General features: G+C 69.9%; 23 protein-coding genes. 4 read left to right on the top strand and 19 right to left on the bottom strand.

The window, feature by feature from the left end; translation table 11 throughout:
• Positions 1-52: 52 nt before the first annotated feature.
• The 14 genes from RIE08_16670 to npdG all read right to left on the bottom strand — a co-directional run bounded on the left by RIE08_16670 (position 53) and on the right by npdG (position 13,009).
• Positions 53-805: a YebC/PmpR family DNA-binding transcriptional regulator gene (locus RIE08_16670; protein MEQ8719245.1), complete on the bottom strand. Its 753-nt coding sequence runs from the start codon at positions 803-805 to the stop codon at positions 53-55.
• 4 nt (positions 806-809) lie between these two features.
• Complete coding sequence (gene pdxT, locus RIE08_16665) at positions 810-1,382, bottom strand: pyridoxal 5'-phosphate synthase glutaminase subunit PdxT (GenBank protein MEQ8719244.1); 573 nt, start codon at positions 1,380-1,382, stop codon at positions 810-812.
• A 49-nt stretch (positions 1,383-1,431) separates the two neighbouring features.
• Positions 1,432-2,340 (bottom strand): pyridoxal 5'-phosphate synthase lyase subunit PdxS, encoded by a 909-nt coding sequence (pdxS, locus tag RIE08_16660; protein ID MEQ8719243.1) that lies wholly within the window; start codon positions 2,338-2,340, stop codon positions 1,432-1,434.
• Between the two features lie 92 nt (positions 2,341-2,432).
• Positions 2,433-3,566 carry a DUF3048 domain-containing protein gene (locus RIE08_16655; protein ID MEQ8719242.1) on the bottom strand — a complete coding sequence of 378 codons (1,134 nt, stop codon included), beginning with the start codon at positions 3,564-3,566 and terminating at the stop codon, positions 2,433-2,435.
• 40 nt (positions 3,567-3,606) lie between these two features.
• Positions 3,607-4,368, bottom strand: coding sequence for a M48 family metalloprotease (locus tag RIE08_16650; GenBank protein MEQ8719241.1), 762 nt, complete (start codon positions 4,366-4,368; stop codon positions 3,607-3,609).
• On the bottom strand, positions 4,365-5,558 hold the full coding sequence (locus RIE08_16645) for a glycosyltransferase family 4 protein (GenBank protein MEQ8719240.1): 1,194 nt from the start codon (positions 5,556-5,558) through the stop codon (positions 4,365-4,367). Before RIE08_16645 ends, RIE08_16650 begins: the two co-directional genes overlap by 4 nt.
• A gap of 13 nt (positions 5,559-5,571) precedes the next feature.
• On the bottom strand, positions 5,572-6,474 hold the full coding sequence (locus tag RIE08_16640) for a phosphatidylinositol mannoside acyltransferase (protein MEQ8719239.1): 903 nt from the start codon (positions 6,472-6,474) through the stop codon (positions 5,572-5,574).
• 6 nt (positions 6,475-6,480) lie between these two features.
• On the bottom strand, positions 6,481-7,158 hold the full coding sequence (locus RIE08_16635) for a CDP-alcohol phosphatidyltransferase family protein (protein ID MEQ8719238.1): 678 nt from the start codon (positions 7,156-7,158) through the stop codon (positions 6,481-6,483).
• Between the two features lie 89 nt (positions 7,159-7,247).
• A complete protein-coding gene (locus RIE08_16630) occupies positions 7,248-7,820 on the bottom strand; it encodes a hypothetical protein (protein MEQ8719237.1) in 573 nt (190 codons plus the stop codon).
• Positions 7,817-8,398 carry an HIT domain-containing protein gene (locus tag RIE08_16625; GenBank protein MEQ8719236.1) on the bottom strand — a complete coding sequence of 194 codons (582 nt, stop codon included), beginning with the start codon at positions 8,396-8,398 and terminating at the stop codon, positions 7,817-7,819. Before RIE08_16625 ends, RIE08_16630 begins: the two co-directional genes overlap by 4 nt.
• 1 nt (position 8,399) lies before the next feature.
• Entirely contained in the window at positions 8,400-10,364 is a 1,965-nt protein-coding gene (gene thrS, locus RIE08_16620) for a threonine--tRNA ligase (protein ID MEQ8719235.1), read from the bottom strand.
• A gap of 5 nt (positions 10,365-10,369) precedes the next feature.
• Positions 10,370-11,158, bottom strand: coding sequence for a lysophospholipid acyltransferase family protein (locus RIE08_16615; GenBank protein MEQ8719234.1), 789 nt, complete (start codon positions 11,156-11,158; stop codon positions 10,370-10,372).
• A 25-nt stretch (positions 11,159-11,183) separates the two neighbouring features.
• The gene (cysS, locus tag RIE08_16610) at positions 11,184-12,350 is read right to left on the bottom strand and encodes a cysteine--tRNA ligase (protein MEQ8719233.1); all 1,167 of its coding nucleotides are present in this window, start codon (positions 12,348-12,350) and stop codon (positions 11,184-11,186) included.
• Positions 12,350-13,009, bottom strand: coding sequence for an NADPH-dependent F420 reductase (gene npdG, locus RIE08_16605; GenBank protein MEQ8719232.1), 660 nt, complete (start codon positions 13,007-13,009; stop codon positions 12,350-12,352). Before npdG ends, cysS begins: the two co-directional genes overlap by 1 nt.
• Positions 13,010-13,034: 25 nt before the next feature.
• Between npdG and fabI the strand changes: the two genes are divergently transcribed.
• Positions 13,035-13,802, top strand: a complete 768-nt coding sequence (fabI, locus tag RIE08_16600) for an enoyl-ACP reductase FabI (protein MEQ8719231.1) — start codon at positions 13,035-13,037, stop codon at positions 13,800-13,802.
• Between the two features lie 49 nt (positions 13,803-13,851).
• On the opposite strand, the gene RIE08_16595 is transcribed toward fabI, so the two are convergent.
• Positions 13,852-15,135, bottom strand: coding sequence for a peptidoglycan DD-metalloendopeptidase family protein (locus RIE08_16595; protein MEQ8719230.1), 1,284 nt, complete (start codon positions 15,133-15,135; stop codon positions 13,852-13,854).
• A 128-nt stretch (positions 15,136-15,263) separates the two neighbouring features.
• Here RIE08_16595 and RIE08_16590 point away from each other — a divergent pair, with 128 nt between their 5' ends.
• A complete protein-coding gene (locus RIE08_16590) occupies positions 15,264-16,082 on the top strand; it encodes an ABC transporter ATP-binding protein (GenBank protein MEQ8719229.1) in 819 nt (272 codons plus the stop codon).
• Positions 16,083-16,093: 11 nt separating this feature from the next.
• Here the strand turns inward: RIE08_16590 and RIE08_16585 are convergent, their stop codons facing one another.
• Genes RIE08_16585 through RIE08_16570 form a run of 4 tightly spaced genes read right to left on the bottom strand, consistent with a single transcriptional unit; the run spans position 16,094 to position 18,707 of the window.
• Positions 16,094-16,732 (bottom strand): thiamine diphosphokinase, encoded by a 639-nt coding sequence (locus tag RIE08_16585; protein MEQ8719228.1) that lies wholly within the window; start codon positions 16,730-16,732, stop codon positions 16,094-16,096.
• 2 nt (positions 16,733-16,734) lie between these two features.
• Positions 16,735-17,454, bottom strand: coding sequence for a YceH family protein (locus RIE08_16580; GenBank protein MEQ8719227.1), 720 nt, complete (start codon positions 17,452-17,454; stop codon positions 16,735-16,737).
• A gap of 43 nt (positions 17,455-17,497) precedes the next feature.
• Complete coding sequence (purU, locus tag RIE08_16575) at positions 17,498-18,361, bottom strand: formyltetrahydrofolate deformylase (protein MEQ8719226.1); 864 nt, start codon at positions 18,359-18,361, stop codon at positions 17,498-17,500.
• A gap of 10 nt (positions 18,362-18,371) precedes the next feature.
• A complete protein-coding gene (locus RIE08_16570; protein MEQ8719225.1) occupies positions 18,372-18,707 on the bottom strand; it encodes a hypothetical protein in 336 nt (111 codons plus the stop codon).
• Between the two features lie 76 nt (positions 18,708-18,783).
• On the opposite strand from RIE08_16570, the gene RIE08_16565 reads away from it, so the two are divergent.
• Positions 18,784-20,115: an MFS transporter gene (locus RIE08_16565; GenBank protein MEQ8719224.1), complete on the top strand. Its 1,332-nt coding sequence runs from the start codon at positions 18,784-18,786 to the stop codon at positions 20,113-20,115.
• Complete coding sequence (locus tag RIE08_16560; protein ID MEQ8719223.1) at positions 20,088-21,209, top strand: LLM class flavin-dependent oxidoreductase; 1,122 nt, start codon at positions 20,088-20,090, stop codon at positions 21,207-21,209. Before RIE08_16565 ends, RIE08_16560 begins: the two co-directional genes overlap by 28 nt.
• Positions 21,210-21,219 lie beyond the last annotated feature (10 nt).

Below are 21,219 nucleotides of genomic sequence, written 5' to 3'. Positions count from 1 at the left end.
ATCGGGTATCAGGCGGCGGTGAGGCCATCGTGGACCTCCCCCTCCCGCGGGTTCAGCCCGACGCGGCCGCCTGGAGCACGTCGTCGGGGATGTCGAAGTTGGCGTGTACCGCCTGGACGTCGTCGTGGTCGTCGAGGAGATCGACGATCTTGAGGATCGACCGGGCCTGTGACGCCTCGCCGAGCGGAACCGTCTGAGTCGCCACCATCGTGACCTCGGCCGAGTCGATGGTGAGCGCGGCCTCCTCGAGCGCCTCACGCAGGGCCGGCAGGTCGGTCGGATCGCACGTGAGGCGCCACGTGTCGCCCTCGTCGACGAGGTCGTCGGCGCCGTGGTCGAGGCCGACGAGCATGATGTCGTCCTCCTCGATGACCCTGGGCAGAATCACCACGCCCTTGCGCTCGAACTGCCACGACACCGCACCCGGTTCTGCCAGCGACCCGCCGTTCTTCGCGAGCAGCGACCGGATCTCCGAACCCGAGCGGTTCCGGTTGTCGGTCAGGGTCTCGATCATCAACGCGACGCCGTTGGGGCCGTAGCCCTCGTAGTTGATGGCCTCGTAGGAGACGCCCTCGAGTTCACCGGTCCCCCGCTTGATCGCCTTTTCGATGGTGTCGAGCGGCACGGAGTTGTCCCGGGCCTTCTGGAACATCGTCCGCAGGGTGGGGTTCGCATCGGGGTCGCCACCACCCTCGCGGGCCGCGACCTCGACCTGCTTGATGATCTTCGCGAAGAGCTTGCCGCGCTTGGCGTCGGCCGCGCCCTTCTTGTGCTTGATCGTCGCCCATTTCGAATGGCCTGACACTGCTTCAGCCCCCCTCACAGAAGAGACGATGGAGCCGGAGGTCCGTGGAGAGCTCCGGGTGGAACGAAGATACGAGAGCCGGACCCTGGCGGCACACCACCGGGGATCCGAGGTGTGTGGCGAGGACCTCGACATCGGGGCCGACCGACACCACACCCGGGGCCCGGATGAACACAGCGGGGAACGGTTCTTCGCCGAGCACCGGCACGTCGACGGAGGTCTCGAAGGACTCGCGCTGGGTGCCGTAGTCGTTGCGGCGCACGACGAGATCGATCGCGGCGAAGCAGCGTTGATCGTCGCGACCGTCGCTGATCTGCGAGGCGAGCAGGATCATCCCGGCACACGTCCCGAACACGGGCATCCCCGCGGCGATGCGCTCGGCGAGTGGGTCGAACAGGTCGTTGCGCTCGAGCATCATCGAGATGGTCGTGGACTCCCCGCCCGGAATCACCAGACGGTCGACGTCAGAGAGTGAGTCCGCAGACTTCACGGCGACCGCACCGAAGCCGAGCGCGGCGAAAGAGCGCAGGTGTGCCCGGCTACCGCCCTGGAGCGCGAGTACGCCGATCTTGGTCACCCGGGGGCTCCGGATCCACGGGCGCAGCCAGCGGCGACGGCACCGACCGCTACCAGCCCCGCTCGGCGAGCTTGGTCTCGAGTGTGGACATCTCGAGACCGGCCATCGCGTCGCCGAGACCGCGGCTGACCTTCAAGAGGATGTGCGGATCGGCGAAGTTGGTGGTGGCCTCCACGACCGCCTTCGCGCGGGCCGCCGGGTTGTCGGACTTGAAGATGCCCGAACCGACGAACACCGCCTGTGCACCCAGCTGCATGACGAATGCGGCATCGGCCGGCGTTGCGATCCCACCCGCACAGAAGAGCGGAACGGGCAACTCGCCGGTCTCGGCGAGTTCCTGCACCAGTGGGAGCGGCGCCTGGAGATGCTTCGCCCAGTCGAACAACTCGGCGGAGTCCGCCTGGGTGATCTTGCGGATGTCACCGAGGATGGAGCGCAGGTGGCGGGTGGCCTCGACGATGTTTCCGGTACCCGCCTCGCCCTTCGAGCGGATGAGCGCGGCACCTTCGGAGATACGCCGCAGCGCCTCACCGAGGTTGGTCGCCCCACAGACGAACGGGATGGTGAAGCGCCACTTGTCGATGTGGTGGGCCTCATCAGCGGGCGTCAGGACCTCGGACTCGTCGATGAAGTCAACGGCCATCGCCTCGAGGATCTGGGCCTCGACGAAGTGCCCGATGCGGACCTTCGCCATCACGGGAATGGTGACGGTCTGCTGGATCTCCTCGATCATCTCCGGGGCGCTCATGCGGGCGACGCCACCGTCGCGACGGATGTCGGCCGGCACGCGCTCGAGGGCCATGACTGCACATGCACCTGCGTCCTCGGCGATGCGCGCCTGGTCCGCATCGACCACATCCATGATCACGCCGCCCTCGAGCATCTCGGCGAGGCCCCGCTTCACGCGGGACGTTCCGGTGTCGGCGGACGGGGTGGCGGTTGGGTCGGTCGATGCCATGGAGTCGAGTGTAGAGCCGTCAGGTGACCGGCTCCCTGTCGTTTGCCGGGGGTTCCGATCGCCCGGGCTCCCCGACGACATGGACGGCGCTGTCACCGGGTGGCGAGCAGGGCGTCGGCCTCGGCCGGCGTCATCTCGACGGCCTCACCGGGCCGTGGCAGCGCAAGCCAGGTCGTACCAGGGGTGAGGCCTATGGGGGCTCCGGCGTCGTCGACGATCTGCCAGGGAGCCGCCGGATCCGGTCGGCTCCACCGTCCCCGCACGATCCCGCCGTCGGTGAGGACCCACGCCTCACCTTCACCGGTGGAGATGGCCTGGGGTGAGCCGCCGCCGAACAGGTACTCGGTGAACAAGATGACGACGTTGCTCGGTGCCGCCTGGACACCGTCGGCGTCCGTATGGGCCGTGCCCCGCTGGAAACGCGCCCAGCCTCCGAGCGCGTCGTCCCACGCGTAGGAGACGTCCAGCCCGCCCGTGTAGACGATGCTGACACCGGCCGAGGGCGTGCCCGAACCGGATTCGCCCGGTGCACGGAAGCTGAACATCGCAGGCGGGGTCCCGGCGCCGGCGCCGAGTTCCGTGCGCAGACTGTCGATGTTGACGTAGAGGTTGTGGGGGGCGACGTTGGGCCCTTGGCGGAAGTAGGCCCCCGGGACGGCATCCCAACGGGCGTCGACGAGTTTCCCTTCCGCTGCGGCCTGGCGGATGATCCCCAACACCCCGTCGTTCGCTCCGCTGAAGGCCATCAGCGGACGCCCGAAGTTGGCGACGATGTCGGGATCCGACGCCCTGGCGGAGCGAGCCGGTCCGACGATGTCGATGTCGGAGGACTGGAAGACCCCGGCCAGGCGGGTGATGCCCTCGACGATGATCTCCACGACCACGTCCGCCTGGTTGAAACCGATCTGGGGCCGGGCGTCCTCGGAGTTGTCGACCTTCACGACCACAGCCGGGCGCGACAGGACCGCCTCGTCGACGCCGAGTCCGGTGAGAACCGACACGAACTCCGGCGCCGGGTCCGGGCCGGGTGTTGCCGAGGGGTCGTCCGGGTCGGTGGCGGCGTCGTCTCCGCCCACCGGCGTCCCGCCGCCACCGGTGGTGGCGGTTGGCGTGGGGTCGGCCGTCGGCGTGGCGGGAGAGGCGGTCTCGCCGCCACCGCCACCGCACGCGCCTGCGAACAGACCGAGAGCGACGATGAACGCGAGGATCGCGACGATGGTTTTCATTGCGCGTGGATTCACGGGGGGACGCTCCGGGGAGGAGGGGTCAGATCTCTCTGAGGACGGTGATGCGGTCGTCGAGCACCCGTGGCCAGTCGGCCTTGGCGCCCGGGACGGCCTCGTCGATCCACAGGTGGCGGATCCATTCGGGTGTGTCGACCCGACCTTCGGCGACGACGATCGAAGAGTACGCCTGGATCAGACCGGGCGGGTATCGGGTCAGACGGACACCCTCGAGATCGGCGACGACGTCTCGCTGATTGCCCCGCAGTGCGGCGAGCGTCGAGGTCCCGAGGTCGCCGAACGGGCCGAGAAGACGTGCGCAGAACAGTGCGCCGATGGTGTCCACCTGCGCATCACCGGTACGGATGCGGCCGAGCAGGTGTGCTGCGACCGCCTCGGTCTCGATCACCGAGAGGCGGTCCAGCAGTCCGGTCGTGGCCACGATGGTGGCGTGCGAGCGTGAACGACCGAACACCATCGCGCTCGGGTGGGGATCCGTGACCACCAGGACCTCGGGTGGGTTGATCCCGTGGGTCAGACAGATCCCCTCGAGCTGATTGAGCAGCCGCGCGTGTGCGTGCTCGTCGGCCGGCCCACCCGCCACCGCGCTCGAGATCATGGTGTCGACGCGCATGACCAGCACAGCGGGGACCACGGGCGCCACCACGACGGCGACGATCAACGCGAGCCACCAGGCCATACCGACGAGCACGGCGACGACGAAGACGACGACCGCGATGGCAGCCGCCATCACGGCAGGGGGCCACAACCAGCGGTTCTCGGGCTGTTCGCTTGCTTCGATCACGTCTCCACCACTTCCCGGGGGCTCGGGTCACCGGGCCGACGAGCCAGCATAGAGAGCGTGCGGGCCGCTGGGCGCGCACCCCCCGGCGCCGCGGCCGCGCCTCCGCCGGCTTCCAGCTGGCCGTGCCGGACGACGCGCTCGTACTTCTCGATGTACAGGTCGGCGAGTCGGTCGAGGGAGTACTCCGCCGCCCGTGCGGTCCCGCTCGCGATCAGAGAGGGTGCGCGCGTACCGAACAACACGTCGCGCAGTCCCGCTGCGAGCGCGCTGGCATCGCCGCTGGGTACCAGCACGGCATCACGGCCCGCGCGCGCCACGCGGCTGTACGCGACGAGGTCACTGGCGACGATCGGAGTCCCGGCGGCCATGGCCTCCAGGAGCACCACTCCGAAGGACTCCCCCCGCAGCGACGGCGCGCAGAAGACATCGGCCCCGCGCAGGCGGGCGAGCTTCTCGGCGTCGCTTATCCGCCCCAACCACGAGATCCGGGCGTCGCCGGCCACCCGGTCGCGCAGTTCCGCCGTCTGCGGGCCGTCCCCACCGACCCACAGGCGCACCTCCGGCGGCAGCGCACCCATCGCCTCGATGAGCACCTCGAGGCCCTTGCGCGGCTCGTGGCGGCCGATGAAGAAGATCGTCGGGCCCTGCGTCCCGGAAACGGGCCCGGTGGAAAGGCGCGCGACGTCCACCCCGTTGAAGACCGGCTCGTAGGTCCCGCCGATCGCGGCGGCCGCGAGGGCCTCGGCGTCGGGCGACACGGCGCAGCGGATCTCGAGGCGGTCCGCGAGGCGACGGGCGATGGAGCCGAGCCAGCGGTAGGGGGCGCTCGTCCCCGCGGCGTGGAACGTGCCCACGAGCGGTCCGTGTTTGAGCAGGACCGTGGTCAGCGTCACCCCGGGGGCGAAGGGTTCGTGGAGGTGGACGACGTCGAACTGCTCGTCCCACAGCGCGCGCATGGTCCGCAACTGCGCGGCGACGTCGGGGGCCACGGGCGCGACCGAGCCGTTGGCGGCGAGCGGGACGCTGTTGCCCAGCGGCGTCACGTCGACATCAGGGGGCGCTCCGTCACAGGGCGCCAGCAGTCTGACGAAAAGGCCCTTGGACCGCAGCGACCGCGAGAGACCGAGCGCCTGTTCCTGGACGCCGCCGGGCAACGTCAGTGAATACGGACAGACCATCCCCACGCGCATGGGCGGGACCGCCTCAGCCACCCGCCCGGGCGGCAGCCAGGGCGGCGAGGTCGGATGGCCAGTTCGGCACCATGATGTGCCACTGCTCGGGCGCGGCGCGGATCATGATCTCCAGTTCGTCGGCGAGCAGTTGCGTGATCCTCGTGACGTCCGCACGCAGCCGGCCTTCGCGCTGCACCGGGATCGGCGGCCGCACGACCCCGTGGTTCATGGAGCCGCGCTGGTAGACCGCCGTCGGCAACAACGCCGCGCCCGTTCGCAGGGCCAGGGTGGCCGGTCCGGCCGGCAGCGTCGTCTTCTCGCCGAAGAAGGTGACCTCCACGCCGTCACCCACGATGTCGCGGTCACAGAGCAGGCAGACGATCGACCTCTCCTTGAGCGCCCGGATGAGCGGCGCCGCCGCACCCGGACCGAGCGGGACGACGTCGATGCCCATGGCCGCGCGCTGTCCGGCCATCCACGAGAACGTCTCGCGGTCGTCGAGCGCCTCGACGACCGCCGTGACGCGGTGACCGACGACCTTCGCGAGCCACGCACCGGCGAACTCCCAACTCCCGACGTGGGGCAGGGCGAGGATCGGGCCGACCCCGCTGGCGAGGGCGTCGTCGATGTGCTCGTAGCCGTCGTAGACGAAGTGCGCGTCGATCTGCGATGCCGACTGCGTGGGCAGACGGGCCCCGTCCACGAGGTAGCGGGCCTTCGCAAGGAACACCTGACGAGTGGCGTGACGCAGCGCGGGTCCGGAGAGTTCCCCATAGGCCCGGGCGAGGTGGCGTTCGACGATGATGCGCCGCTCCCCGGCCAGGCTCCCTGCGCCGATGCCCACGCCGGCCGCCGCCAGATCCGCGACCCGTTTCGGCAGGGCCCGCGCGAGCGCGGCGCCATAGCGGTAGCGGCCCGATGCCCGGTCGGGCACGAGTTCTCAGGCGCCCGGCGCCCGGCGCGCACGGCGGTCGCCGCGCCGTTCGCTGCGACGTGCGCGGCGACGGTCACGTGCGCCCGTCGCGGCCTCGGGCTGGACCCGGCTGGCCTGACGCCAGACCTTGACGAACCGCTGAACCGCGGTCACCAGCGTGAGCACGAGCATCGCCCACAGCACGCCGATGAGGATCTCGGGGAAGATGAGTCCGAAACTCATCGCGATGAAGCGTTCGGCGCGCTCCATGATTCCGCCCTTGGCGTCGAAGCCGAGCGACTCCGCCTTGGCCCGCTGGTAGGAGATGATCTGCGCCGCGGCCATCACCGCCACCGGCAGGATCGAGATCCGGCCCGGTTCGTTCGACGCCAGGTACCAGGCGATACCACCGAAGAGCAGCGCATCGGTGATCCGGTCCGCTGTCGAGTCGAAGAACGCGCCGCGCTTTCCCGAGGTCCCCGAGGCCTTCGCGACGGCGCCGTCGAGCAGGTCGGGGATCCCCGCGGCGACGAACACGACGAATCCGATCCGCAGGTAGCCGTTGGCGATCACCACGGCGGCCACACCTGCTATCACGAGGCCGAGCACGGTGAGCACGTCGGCGGTGATGCCGGTGCGGCGAAGTTGTACGCCCAGGGGGTCGACGGCCTTGTCGACCGCGGTGCGCCAGTGACCGTCGAACATGGTTCTCCCAGGCGTTCAGAGGACTGAACCGAGACTACCGTGCCGTGTAGATGGGGCCGACCATGGAGCCGGGCCGGGTGGGCACACGGTCAGACGCCCTCGAGGTCGCTCCAGTCCTCGGGGTTGTCCTCGACGAAGACGTCGAGGACCTCGCCGTCGACGCCGTCCACCAGCACGAGTCCGCGCTTGGCCGGTTGCGGCTCGTTCGAGTACACGAGCAGGCGCCATGTGGGTCGGCTCAGGAAGCCGCGCCAGCCCATCTGGGCCGAGGCGTGACCGATGGGGAACCCGGCGGCGCGCGTTGCCACGACCAGGGCATCGTTCTCGTCCACCGCCAGGTCCCACCCTGTGATGAGGTGGAATGTGCCGAACAGGGCGAGGCCGATCCCCGCTGCGAGTACACCGCCGTTGATGGCCGCGGAGTCGTCACCGTTGGTGAAGCCCCACACAGCCACGAGCAGGACCGCGGCGAAGAGGTAGAGGACCCCGGGGATACGGCGCCGGCTGTTGTTCGGGAACATGTAGGGCCCGACGAACTCCGAGGCGTTGAGATCCGCAGGAAGTTCGTCACGGATATCACCGGGGTCGACATCGCCCTCGGGTCCGGGGTCGGGCTCGTCGCCGTCGCCGGGGACGGCGGCGTGGCTCGTGTCCTCGTTCACGGTTTCGACGGTATCGGCGCGCCGTCGGCGTCGGGCACCGGCCAGGCGGCGCGCAGGCGCCGCCATGTCTCGTCGAGCGGTTCGGGCAGAACGCGGGCCTCGGCCACCGAGGTCATGAAGTTGGTGTCGCCGCCCCAGCGCGGGACGACGTGGACGTGGATGTGGTCGGGCACCCCGGCCCCGCCGGCGGCACCGAGGTTCATTCCGACGTTCATCCCCTCGGGCGAGTAGGCCTCCTCGACGGCCGCCACGCCGTGGCCGACGGCCTCCCACAGCTCCAGCGACTCGTCAGTGGTCAGATCTCCCAGTTGCGCCACCGGTCGGAAGGGCAGCACCATGAGGTGACCGGTGGCGTAGGGGTACGCGTTGAGGATGGCGAACACCGCCCTCCCACGCCACAGGATGTGACACACCGAGTCGTCGAGGCCTGCGGCCAGGATCCGCTCGAAGACGGTTCCCTCTGTGGTCGTGCCGGCGACGGCGTCGATGTCGGCGACGTAGGCGTGGCGCCACCCCGCCCAAAGCCGCGCGAGCCCTCCACGGGGGCCGGCACCCTCGACGGCCTCGCCCTCGGCCACTTCAGCGGAGCGCGTCGACGTCGGCGCCGAGACGGGCCGCGAAGTCGTCGAGAGCGACATCGCGATCGGGCTGGTCCCCACCACGGGCATTGACCCCGACGGTCGCAGCGGCGACGTCGTTGTTGTTTATTATGAGGACATAGGGGATCTTCTCCATCTTCGCGTTGCGGATCCTGCGCCCCAGGGGCTCGTCGGCGGCCACGACGTCCACCCGCCGACCCTCGCCTCGCAGGCGGTCCCGCACCGAGCGGGCGTAGTCGTCGTGTTCGTCCGCGACCGGCAGCACACGGACCTGGATGGGGCTCAGCCACACCGGGAACGCCCCGGCGTAGTGCTCGAGCAGGACACCGAAGAACCGCTCGACCGACCCGAACAGGGCCCGGTGGATCATCACCGGCTGATGGCGGTCCCCGTCGGGACCGATGTAGGTGAGGTCGAACCGCTCCGGCAGCGTGAAGTCCGCCTGGATCGTCGACAACTGCCACGACCGGCCGATCGCATCCATGACGTCGACGTCGATCTTCGGGCCGTAGAAGGCGCCGGCACCCTCGTCGACCGTGTAGGTCAGGTCCGCGCTCTCGAGGGCGTAGCGCAGACCCTCGGTGGCGAGGTCCCACAGTTCGTCCTCGCCGACGGACTTCTCGCTGGGACGGGTGGAGAGCTTGAACTCGAAGTCCTCGAACCCGAAGGCCCGCAGGACCGACAGGACGAACGACAACAGCGAGGCCAGTTCCTCCGCGAGCTGTTCGCGGGTGCAGAAGATGTGGCTGTCGTCCTGGGTGAACCCGCGGCTGCGCAACAGGCCGTGCACCGCTCCCGACAACTCGTAGCGGTACACCGCGCCGAGCTCGAAGAGGCGCAGCGGCAGGTCCCGGTACGAACGCTGGTCGGACCGGTAGATCATCACGTGGAACGGGCAGTTCATCGGCTTCGGGTAGTACGACGCGCCGTCGAGCTCCATCGGCGGGTACATCGACTCGGCGTAGAAGTCGAGGTGGCCGCTGGTCTCCCACAGGCCGGCCTTGGCAATGTGGGGGCTGAAGACGAACTCGTAGTCGCTGCGGTGACGGTCCCGGGAGTAGTCCTCCATGAGCGTGCGCACCGTCGCACCCTTCGGGTGCCACACCGCGAGGCCGGGTCCCAGCTCCTCGGGCCACGAGACGAGGTCGAGTTCGCGCGCCAGGCGGCGGTGATCGCGCTTGGCGGCCTCCTCCAGCCGGTGGAGGTGGGCCTTGAGGTCCTTCTTCGAGGCCCACGCGGTCCCGTAGATGCGCTGGAGCATCGGACGCCGTTCGTCACCGCGCCAGTAGGCCCCGGCGACCTTCTGGAGCGCGAAGTGGCCGAGACGTCCCGTCGAAGGGACGTGGGGGCCACGGCACATGTCGACGAACGAATCGCTGTTGCGGTAGAAGCTGACCGAGCCGTCACCGGCGACCTCGGAGGCGAGCTCACCGTCGACGCCGCCGCCCGTCACCCGCTCGATGATCTCGCGCTTGTAGGGGTGGTCGGCCATGAGGCGCAGCGCCTCGTCCGCGCCGACCTCGGAGCGCACGAAGGGCTGGTCCTCCCCGATGATCTCGCGCATGCGGGCCTCGATGCGCTCGAGGTCGTCGTCGCCGAACGTCTCGCCGTCGGGAAGGTCGAAGTCGTAGTAGAAGCCGTTGTCGATGGCGGGACCGATCGCGAACGTCGCCCCGGGCCACAGGTCCAGGACCGCCTGTGCCAGCACGTGGGCCGTGGAGTGCCGGATCGTCTCGACGCCCTCCGCGCTGTCGGCCGTCACGATCGACACCTCGGCACCGTCGTGCAGCGACGCGTCCAGGTCACGCAGATCGCCGTCGACGGCGACCACGAGCGCCGCCTTCGCAAGCCCCGGTCCGATCGATTCGGCGAGATCACGCCCGGTCGCTCCGTCGGAGAGCGGACGCTGGGAGCCGTCGGGGAGGGTGACGCTGATCTCTGACATGGGCGTCACGCTACCGCCGCGGTCCGCCCGGTCACGGTGGTTTCGGCGCCCAGAGCCTCGCGTGCCGTCGGCCGGTCGTCGCCCATCACACCGGCGGAGATTCCGCCCAGACCCCGGGCGGATCCGTCGGCCCCGGGCCACTGCCGGTCCGCGTAGGTCGGGTCGTATTCCAGCCCCGAGAGCTCGCGGATGGCGAACATCACGTCGTCGGTCATCGCGCGCAGCCCGAGAGACCGGGGGACCCGGTCGACGTAACCCCCGGGGCTCACGGGCCGGCCGATCCTCAACTCGGCGCGCATGAAGGGGCGCGGGCATGCCACGTCGGGCGGCTGGATGGCACGCGTGCCCACGATGCCGACCGGCACGACGGGCACGCCCGTGCGAAAGGCCAGCCGCGCGATCCCGGTGCGCCCCTTGTGGAGTCGACCGGTGCGCGACCGCGTGCCCTCCGGATAGACGCCGAGGAGACGGCCCTCTTCGAGCAGATCCGCCCCGAAGTCGAGAGCGGGCGCCGAACTGGTCCCCCCGGAACGGTCGATCGGGATCATGCCGAGCGCGGGGAACAGGTAGCGGGTCTTCCAGGAGTCGAGGTACTCGGCCTTGCCGATGAACACGACGGGCCGGGGAAGGTGCACGCCCAGGAAGAAGGAGTCGATCACCGACTGGTGGTTGGCGGCGATGATCGCACCACCCGCGGGGATGTTGCCGACACCGCTGACCCGCACCCGCCACAGGAGCCCGAAGACCGGCCGGGCGACACAGCGGGCGACGTCGCCCGCCAAGCCCGGACGCACCGGAGCCACAGCGGACGACGACACCTCAGCCCCGATCGGGCTCGCGCAGACGCACGCCGAGAAGCGCCGCCGCCTCGCTGACATCGGTGCCCGCTGCGGCCGCAGCATCGATCGCGGTCAGCGCACGCGGCGTGGCGAGGTCGTCGTCGAGGGCGGTTCGCACCTCGTCCGCGACGGCCCCCGCACCGTCGGTGGCGCCGGTTGCGGCGGCGTCGGACCAACGCCCGAGCCGGGCGGCGGCGTCGGGCATCAGCGGGTCGTTCCACTCCCACGAATCGCGGTAGTGGTGGCCCACGATCGCGAGCCTGATGGCCCGGGGGTCGTACTCCTTGAGGAGGTCGGAGATGAAGACGAGATTCCCGAGCGATTTCGACATCTTCTCGCCGTCCATACGCACCATCGCCTGGTGCATCCAGTGCCGCACGAAGGCGTGCCCGGTGGCCGCCTCGGACTGGGCGAGCTCGCACTCGTGGTGGGGGAAGATCAGGTCCGCTCCCCCACCGTGCAGGTCGATGGTCGTGTCGAGCTCGCGCATGGCGAGCGCTGAACATTCGATGTGCCAACCCGGTCGGCCCGGACCCCACAGGGATTCCCAGGCGGGCTCGTCGGGCTCGGACGGCTGCCACAGCACGAAGTCGAGCGGGTTCCTCTTGTTGGGGTCGTCGGGGTTGCCGCCGCGTTCCGCGGCGAGCTCGAGCATCTCGGACCTCGACAGCCCGCTCAGCTGCCCGAAGCTGCCGAAGGTGGCCACGTCGAAGTAGACGGCGCCTCCGGAGCGGTAGGCGTGGCCGTTGTCGAGAACCATCCCGATGAAACCGCGGATGTCTGCGATCGCCGAGGTGGCGCGGGGTTCGCTCCAGCTCTCGAGCATCTCGAGCGCACGCATGTCGGCGTCGAAGCGCGCCGTCTCGGCGGCGGCGAGGTCCAGGTAGTGCACGCCGAGCTCGCGCGCCTTGCGCAGGATGTCGTCGTCGACGTCGGTGACGTTGCGCACACAGCGCGTCTCGTGGCCGAGGTCCCGCAGGCGCCGCTGCAGGACGTCGTAGGCGACGTAGGTGGCCGCGTGACCGAGGTGGGTGGCGTCGTAGGGGGTGATCCCGCACGTGTACATGGTCACGACGGGACCGGGTTCGAAGGGCACGACGGTGCGCCGTGCGGTGTCGTAGAGCCTCACCGGGCCCGCGACCGCCATCAGCCGCCCTTGAGACCCGTGAACCGCAGTGCGACCCGCGTCTTGTAGCGGACGTTCAGCTGCAACAGCACCGCGGCGAAGGCTTCGATGGGCGCTGCGTTGGACAGCTCGCCTGCGTCGAGGGGCCGCAGACCGGCGATTTTCGCCACCATCTCGGTGGTCACGCGTGTGGCCTCCGGGTGGTCCGAACAGATCAGCACATCGCTGTCGACGGGTTCGGCGATGTGGCCGAGCTCCTTGGCCGGCACGTGGTGCAGGGCCGCCGCGACGAGCGCGTCGGGGACCGCCGCCTGCACGCTCGCCGCCACCGAGCCCCGTGGCGGCACGAGTGGCTGGAACTCGTGTCCGACCTTGGCCAGGGCGTTGCACATCGACACCACGACCTTGCCGTGGAGCTGGTCGCGCACCGCCCCCACCGTGGCCGCGGCCGCGTCCCACGGCGTGGCGACGATCACCACGTCGGCGGACGCAGCTGCCTCGTTGTCGCCGGGCTCGATGGGGAGGTTCGCCTCGCTCCACCGCTCCAGGATCGTGTCGCACGTCTCCATCGCCCGGTACTTCGAGCGTGAGCCGATGATCGTTTCGTAACCGACGGAGGCGAGTCGCGTTGCGATCGCACTACCGGCCGGGCCTGTTCCTCCGAGAACTCCTATGGTCACCCGGCCAGGCTAGCGTGCTGGCCTTATGGGCATTCTCGACGGAAAACGTATTCTCGTTACCGGCGTTCTGACCGACGCCTCCCTGGCCTTCGGCATCGCACGTCTCGCGCAGGCCGAGGGCGCCGAAATCGTCCTCACCGGCGCGGGCAGGGGGCTCCGTCTCACCGAGCGCACGGCGCGCAAGCTCGACGAGGCGGTCGACGTCCTGGAACTCGACGTGACCGACCCGGCCCAGATCAGCGCCGTGCGTGAGGCGCTGGGCGAGCGGTGGGGACGGGTCGACGGCGCGCTGCACGCCATCGGCTTCGCTCCGGAGTCCTGTCTGGGCGGCGGCTTCATGGACGCACCGTGGGAGGACGTGGCGGTGGCGATGCACGTCTCGGCGTACTCGTTGAAGGCACTGGCCGAGGTGGTCGCCCCGCTCATGACCGACGGTGGCTCGATCGTCGGTCTCGACTTCGACGCGACGGTCGCGTGGCCCGCCTACGACTGGATGGGAGTCGCGAAGGCGGCCCTCGAGTCGACAACCCGCTATCTGGCCCGGGAGCTCGGGCCTGCCGGAATCCGGGTCAACCTGGTCGCCGCCGGGCCGATCCGCACGATCGCCGCCAAATCCATCCCGGGATTCTCCGCGTTCGAGGATGCCTGGGACGAGCGCGCTCCCCTCGGCTGGGACGTGAGGGACTCCTCCGCTGTCGCCCGCTCGACCGTGGCGCTGTTGTCGGACTGGTTCCCCGCCACCACCGGCGAGATGCTCCACGTCGACGGCGGATACCACGCCATCGGGGCCTAGGCGGTCCCCTTGCGGGTGTGGCCGGGACGTCGCAACGCCCGGAGCCCGCTCAACAACTAGCTGCGACGACCGGGTACGGGTTCGCGTAGTTTCCGTAACCGCCCTGGTGCCACTCGAAGTGCAGGTGGGGAATCGGGGCGTTACCCGTCATCCCGACGTAACCGATCACGGTTCCGGCTTCGACCCAGGTGGCGTCGGCGTTCTCGTAGGCCGACAGGTGCCCGTAGAAGAACCAGTCGCCGTTGTCCGCGGACAGGCGCACCGCGAGTCCACTGATGTTTCCGCCACGGAACTCGACCTCGCCCGAGACGGTGGCGACCACCGGAACTCCGGTGTCGGCGATCAGGTCGTTGGCGCGGTGGACCCCGCCGTACTGGCGTGGCGCCCAGAAGTCGTCGATGTGTGAGAAGGGTCCGGCGACGGGGCAGACCCAGCCCGTGGCACCGGTCACCACGGGTGTGACGGGCGCAGCCGGGACCTCTCCGGATACCGGGGCACCAGCGACCTGGCCGCCTCCGCCGCCGTCCCCGTCTCCGCTCTCCGCGGCGAGACGAGCCTGACGGGCGGCCTCCTCGGCCTGTTGAGCGGCGACGCGCGCCGCCTCCTCGGCGGCCGCGGCGGCTCGCGCCGCCTCCTCCTCGGCGCGGCGACGGGCGGCCTCCTCGGCCTGGCGGCGGAGTTCCTCTTCGATCCGGAGCCGTTCCTCCTCCTCGAAGTCCGCCAGGATCGACTCACGAACCGCCACGGCATCCTCGAGCGTCGTCAGCTCGACATCGAGGGACGCGAGCTCCTCGTCGATCCGGGCCCGGGCCTCCTCAGCTGCGGCGATCTGGGCCGTCTGACTCGAGGTGCGCGCGGCGAGGCGCTCCTGGGCGTCGGCGAGGTCGTCGCGCACGATCCGGAACTCGTCGACGACATCTCGCCTGGTGTCGGTCGCGAATCGTGCGAGTGCCTCGGTCACGGCGTGCTGGTTGATGTCCTCGGTCTCGAAGATCGACGGGGCCTGACCGGTCTTGATGTAGGCGTCGACGGCGGTGTCACGTAGCTCGTCACGCAGGACGTCGAGTTGTGCAGTGGCCGCCGCGATCTCCTCGTCGAGCGCGGCGATCTCCTCCTCGAGCGCGTACAGCGCACTCTGGGCCTCCCAGAACGCGGACGTCGCCTGGTCGGCACGGAACTGCGTCTCGGCGATCGTGTCGAGGGCGGCGTCCACCTCGTCCTGGGCCTCGCGGACGTCTTCGCGGGCGCGTTCGAGTTCCGATTGGGCGCCGGCAGGTCGCACGAAGCCCACGACCAACACCAGCAACATCACCATCAGCGCGCGACGAGACATGACTTCGCAAAGGGTACTGCGCGTCACCCAACATTGCAGTTCAGTGACGACCGGCCCCGGGGCCGGCCCGCTGTCCAGCCACCATGACGGGGACCGGTTCAGGCCGGGGCCCGCCAGACTGGACGGCCGTGACCACCGAGGCGACCCAGACCGACGGCCCCGCGCTCGTACTGGCCGATGTCGGCCTCGACCGCGACGGCACCACGATCCTCGACGGCATCGACTGGACCGTCGGGCCCGGCGAGCGCTGGGTGGTGCTCGGCCCGAACGGCTCGGGCAAGTCGTCGATCGTGCGGATCGCGTCGCTTTACCTGCACCCGAGCCACGGGACGGTGGACGTGCTCGGCCACCGCCTCGGCCGCGTCGACGTCCGCCGTCTGCGTAACAGGATCGGCTATGCGTCCGCCGCGCTCGGTGACGCCTTCAGGCCCGACCTGGTGGCTGCCGACGTCGTGATGACGGCGCTGAACGGCGCCCTGGAACCCTGGTGGCACACCTACAGCGACGCCGACCGCCGACGTGCCCGTGAGCTGCTCGAGTCGGTCGGATGTGGTCACGTCGCCGAGCGCGCCCTCATCACCTGCTCGAGCGGGGAACGCCAGCGCGTCCTGGTGGCGCGCACCCTCATGACCGACCCCGGACTCGTACTGCTCGACGAACCGACCGCTGCGCTCGATCTCGGCGGCCGGGAGGAACTGGTCGCGACACTCGACGACCTCGCGGCGGACCCTTCGACCCCACCGACGGTGCTGGTCACCCACCACCTCGAGGAGATCCCGCCCTCGTTCACCCATGCGCTGCTCGTGCGGCAGGGGAAGGTGGTCGCCGCCGGCAGCATCGACGAGGTCATCGTCGCCGACCGGCTCGAGGCGTGCTTCGACATGCCCATCGAGGTGCAACGGCGCGACGGCCGCCTGTGGGGTCGGGCACACCCGACGCGTCGCTGAAGGCGGCCGCGTCAGTCCCCGTCGCCGACGGGAACCACGACGAGCAGGACCCCTTCGCTGATTGCGATCTGCACAGGTGACGCAGTGATCTCGTTCGACACGCCGATGGTGTCACCCGGCACCAGCGTGGACGGCGGCGTCCAACGCAGACCGGAGACCTCGACGCCGTGAACGGGCCCGCCCCACGCGAGCAGGGTCACGATCGAGCCGACGCGATAGTCCAGTTCCGTAGCCGCCCTGACCACCCTCATCTCGCTCGTCGCGCTCAGCGCGTGCATTTCCATGTCCGCCCAGCGAGGCGAGCACAGCAACGACACGTTGGCGAGCCAGTGGTCCGGACGGCCCCCGTCGAGGGCCACGACCTGCACCTGCGTGGCGTGACGCGCCAGGCACACCTCGAGCGCGAGCTCGAGATCGGTGGCGTCCTTGTCCACGGGGTGCACCTCCACCGGGACGCCGGCCGCCTTTGCCGAAGCGAGCGCCTCGTCGGTGACCGAGTCGAGGTCTCCGACGACGAGGTCGACGCGCAGGCCCATCTCCAGGGCCCGATCCAGCCCCGAATCCGCTGCGACGACGAAGGCCCCGGCGTCGTCGACCAGGCCCGGACCAGGAGAAAGGCCGCCCGCGACGACGATCGCCCGACCCGACACGGTCAGCCTGGCTCGAGCCCGAGCTCGCGCCGGAGCTCGTCCACGGTCGCACGCAGCGCATCCATCTCGGCTCGCAACTGCACCACCTGAGCCCGCAGATCGGCCAGTTCTGCCGAGGCGGTGGCTCGATCCCGTGGTGACGGCTCGCTCCCGGCCACAGCATCTGGACCGTCCGACGACCGTGGGGGAACCGGGTCGGGTGAGGGGGCCGCGTCGTCGGGGTCGGCGTCCTCGCTGAGCAGGTGGGCGAAGCGGGTCTCCTTCTGACCGGGTTGACGTCCGACGTCACGTACGAGAGACGGCTCGTGTGCCGCGAGCCCCGCGAGGGTCTCCTCGACCTCGACGAGGTCGGCGAACGCGTGCTGTCGCTCGCCGCGGGTGCGCAGCTCGCCGGGGGTCTGGGGTCCCCGCAGCGCGAGTACCGACATGACGGCCAGTTCGGCGGCGTCGAGCCCGAGGGCCTCGTCGAGGACGTGGCGGTGCTTCACGACCCGGGATGTTCCACCGCGGACCGTGCGGGCGAGACCGCGCTCGCGCAGGGTGATCATCGCCGCGTCGACGGTTCGCTCGTCGAAGTCGACGACCGGGTCGCGACTCGTCTTCTGGTTGCAGGCAGCGACGAGCGCGTTCGACGACAGCGGGTAGTTGTCCGGCGTGGTGGCTGCCTTCTCGACGAGGCTCGCGAGCACACGGACCTCGACGGCAGAGAGGTCGCGCTCCACCGCTAGCGCTCCGATCCCGGGGTGGGCGGGCGGGCCGGCGCCATCAGCCGAAGACCACGGTCTTGTTGCCGTACACGAGGATCTTGTCGCAGAGATGGGCCCGTACCGCCCGGGCGAGCACGACCATCTCGAGGTCCCGACCCTTGCGCACGAGTTCGGTGACGGGGTCACGGTGGCTCACCCGCACGACGTCCTGCTCGATGATCGGTCCCTCGTCGAGGTCCGACGTGGCGTAGTGGGCGGTCACACCGATCAGCTTGACGCCGCGGGCGTGCGCCTGGTGGTAGGGCCGCCCCCCGGGGAAGGCGGGCAGGAACGAGTGGTGGATGTTGATGATCCGGTTCGGGAACCGGGCCACGAACCCCTCGGAGAGGATCTGCATGTAGCGGGCCATCACGACCACGTCGACACCGGCACCCTCGAGGAGGCGCAACATCTCGACCTCGGCCTCGAGCTTCGTCTCCTTCGCCACGGGCAGATGGTGGAACGGCACGCCCATCCGCTCGGTGGCATCGCGGTGGTCGTCGTGGTTGGAGACCACCATCGCGAGCTCGCCGGGCATCTCGCCCAGGTCCCAACGCCCGAGGAGGTCATAGAGGCAGTGGCCCTGACGTGAACACAGGATGGCGACGCGCCGGACCTCGTCGGAGAAGCGCAGAGACCACGTCAGGTCCAGATCGGTCGCGATGGGCGTGAAGGCGGCATCGATCTCGTCGCGGGCCATCGCGAAGCCCTCGAGTTGGAACTCGACCCGCTGGAAGAAGATCCCCGCGGCGGCGTCGGTGTGCTGCTCGGCGTGGATGATGTTGCCGTTGTTGCGTGCAATGAACGCGGACACGGCCGCGACGACGCCGGGTTGATCGGCACACGAGAGCCGCAGCGTGGCGGTCGGTCCGTTCGCGGTCACGACGAGAAGGCTACGTGCCGACTCCCGTGGCCCCCACCGTGGCCTCCGCTGTGCTCGCGTCGAACACGAGCCATCCGAAGAACGCGAACCCGCCCAGCACGCCCAGCGCACCGAGCACGAGACCGATGGTGGACGGCACCAGCGACGCGCCGCTACGGCGCGCGTCGGTGCGGGCGAGCAGGCCGGTGGCGAGCGCGATGATCGCTCCGAGTCCGAAGAGCCACAGCAGGCCCGCGAGGATCGACACGGTGGCCCAACCGTGGCCGCTGCGATCGTCGCGGGTCAGGCGCGACCCCTGCGCCGAGAACGCCCCTGCGAGTGGATTCTGATCAGGGCGGAGCCCCACCGCTCGATCCTCCCCGAACTCGTCGGTACTCTCCGACGCTAGTGGAGACGGCTGACCCTTCTCCGATACTGGCCCCGTGTTCTCCCGAGGCGACAGATCCGGTTCCCGGCGTTGGCTCCACGAGAACGAGCGGATCATCGCGGTGGGTATCTCGACGGGGCTGATGACGACCGGCCAGGGGATCACCGCACCGCTGCTGCCCCTCTACGCCCGCTCATTCGACGTGTCCACCTCGGTCGTCGGGCTGACCTTCACGGTGTTCGCCGTCGCGCGACTCCTCGTGAACATCCCGGCGGGGAACCTGGCGGACCGCCGCGGGATCCGGATGCTGCTCGTGGCCGGACCCGTGGTGAACGCGCTCGGAATGATCGGGTCGGGCCTCGCGGTGGGTATCGGAGACCTGATGGCGTGGCGTTTCGTGGCCGGTGCCGGCTCGGCGATGTACATGACGGCCGGGCAGCTCTACGTACTCGCGGCCTCGGCTCCGGAGCGCCGCGGCCGCAATCTCTCGATCAACTCCGGCGCCCTTCTCGCCGGCTTCGCGATCGGCCCGGCGATCGGCGGCGGACTCGCCGAACTCGGCGGGTTGCGCATGCCGTTCTTCGTCGTCGGGGGACTCGGCCTGGCCGCGGCGCTGTACTCCTTCGCCCGTCTGGCCGAGCCGGAACGCACCGCGACCACTGAGCCGTCGGTCGGCACCCGCTCGGCCACAGACCCGCCTCCCCCCGGACCGAGCGGATCGTGGGGTTTCCTCACGAGTCGGGGGTTCGTCGTCGTCGCCGCGATGTCGGTCGCCATGTTCGCCACCCGCGCGGGCACGCGGGCCACCCTCGTCCCGCTCCTCGCGGTCGACGAGCTCGCGATGTCCGAGGGCACGCTGGGGCTCGCCTTCGGCGTGAGCGGCGTGATGGGGCTCATCCTCATCGGACCGGCCGGGATCGCAGCGGACAAGGTCGGCCGCATCGCCACGATCGTCCCGATGGCGGTGATCACGATCGGTGGCGTGCTCGCGGTCACATGGGCCGCGAACGCCTGGCAGCTCGTGGTCGCGCTGCTCGTACTGGCGGTCGGGACATCGGCCACCGGCCCGGCGCAGTACTCGTTCCTCGCGGATGCCGTTCCCGAGCGGGATCGGGGCCGGGCGATCGGCGCCTACCGGTCCGCGGGCGACATCGGACTCCTCGCGGCACCGCCGCTCCTCGGGTTCGTCGCCGACCAGACCTCGATCGACACCGCCCTGATGGTGAACGCGGCGATGCTCGCCGTCGTCACCGTGGGATTCGCGGTCCTCGCCCGTGAACCGGCGCGCACAGGCACGACAACCGACCCGCTCGCGTCGGGCCAACGTCCCGGCTCTGTTGACGACGACCAGGGGGAACGATGGCTGACACCACCGACCGGGCGATGAATCCGGTGGCGGCGAGCCCCAACCGGTTGAAGCTCGCGGTCTTCGGGCTGAACGTGAGCGGTGGCTGCTCGATGACGTCGGTACCGGGCACCGTCGCGGTCGAGTGGGACGAGTCGGTCCGGATCGCACACAAGGCCGATGCCGCCGGGATCGAGGCACTCGTGCCGGTGGCCAGGTGGCGGGGCATGGGTGGCGAGGTGAACTTCAACCACCGCAGTTTCGAACCGCTCACCTGGGCGGCGGGCCTCGCCGGGGTCACCGAGAACATCGCCGTGTTCGCGACGATCCACGTGCCGACTGCGCATCCGGTGCGGGTCGCCAAGGAGGTCGCGACCGTCGATCACATCTCGGGTGGACGGTTCTGTCTGAACATCGTCGCCGGGTGGAACGAGACCGAGATCACGATGTTCGGGGCGGGCCAGCGACCCCACGACGAGCGTTACGAGGTGGCCGACGACTGGATCGACCTGTGTCGGGCGCTGTGGACCACAGACGGCTCCTTCGACTGGGACGGTCCGTACTTCACCTCACCGAACGCCTACTCCGAACCGAAGCCGCTCCAGCGCCCGTCACCGGTGATCATGTCGGCAGGCAACAGCGAGCGGGGGCAGCACTTCGCCGCCCGACACGCGGACCTGAACTACGTCGTCGCACCCGACATCGCCACGGCGGGAACCCTCGCGGCGTCGGTCAAGGAGCTCGCACACGAGACCTACGACCGCGAGATCCAGGTCTTCGGGCACGGCCACATCGTGTGCGCCGACAGCGAGGCCGAGGCGAAACGGTTCCTCGACCACTACGTGAACGACAAGGGCGACTGGGACGGTGTACGCAACCTGCTCGACGTCCTGATCCCCAACTCGCAGAGCGCACTCGGTGACCAGTGGGAGGCGATGGCCGCGAACCTGATCACGGGCTACGCGGGCATCCCGCTGGTGGGGACGCCCGAGCAGGTCGTCGAGGGGATGGTCGCGTTTGCCGACGCCGGCCTCGACGGGATCTCGATCAGCTGGGTCGACTACGACGACGGCCTGGACCACTTCGCCGAGGTTCTGCTCCCGCTGATGGTCTCCGCGGGCCTGCGCGAAGGGTGAAGCGGCCGGC

It is taken from the genome of Acidimicrobiales bacterium, from assembly GCA_040219085.1.
GTDB lineage: Bacteria > Actinomycetota > Acidimicrobiia > Acidimicrobiales > JAVJTC01 > JAVJTC01.
Note: the sequence above shows the minus strand (reverse complement) of the source record. Positions and strands in the feature narration are given on the sequence as shown.

Coding starts and splice junctions, on each gene's coding strand:
- RIE08_16645 (MEQ8719240.1), bottom strand. CDS start 5,558: ATGCGCGTGGGGATGGTCTGTCCGTATTCACTGACGTTGCCCGGCGGC.
- RIE08_16560 (MEQ8719223.1), top strand. CDS start 20,088: ATGGCTGACACCACCGACCGGGCGATGAATCCGGTGGCGGCGAGCCCC.
- RIE08_16595 (MEQ8719230.1), bottom strand. CDS start 15,135: ATGTCTCGTCGCGCGCTGATGGTGATGTTGCTGGTGTTGGTCGTGGGC.
- pdxS (MEQ8719243.1), bottom strand. CDS start 2,340: ATGGCATCGACCGACCCAACCGCCACCCCGTCCGCCGACACCGGAACG.
- fabI (MEQ8719231.1), top strand. CDS start 13,035: ATGGGCATTCTCGACGGAAAACGTATTCTCGTTACCGGCGTTCTGACC.
- RIE08_16655 (MEQ8719242.1), bottom strand. CDS start 3,566: ATGAAAACCATCGTCGCGATCCTCGCGTTCATCGTCGCTCTCGGTCTG.
- RIE08_16635 (MEQ8719238.1), bottom strand. CDS start 7,158: ATGTTCGACGGTCACTGGCGCACCGCGGTCGACAAGGCCGTCGACCCC.
- cysS (MEQ8719233.1), bottom strand. CDS start 12,350: ATGGCGGTCGCGGGCCCGGTGAGGCTCTACGACACCGCACGGCGCACC.
- thrS (MEQ8719235.1), bottom strand. CDS start 10,364: ATGTCAGAGATCAGCGTCACCCTCCCCGACGGCTCCCAGCGTCCGCTC.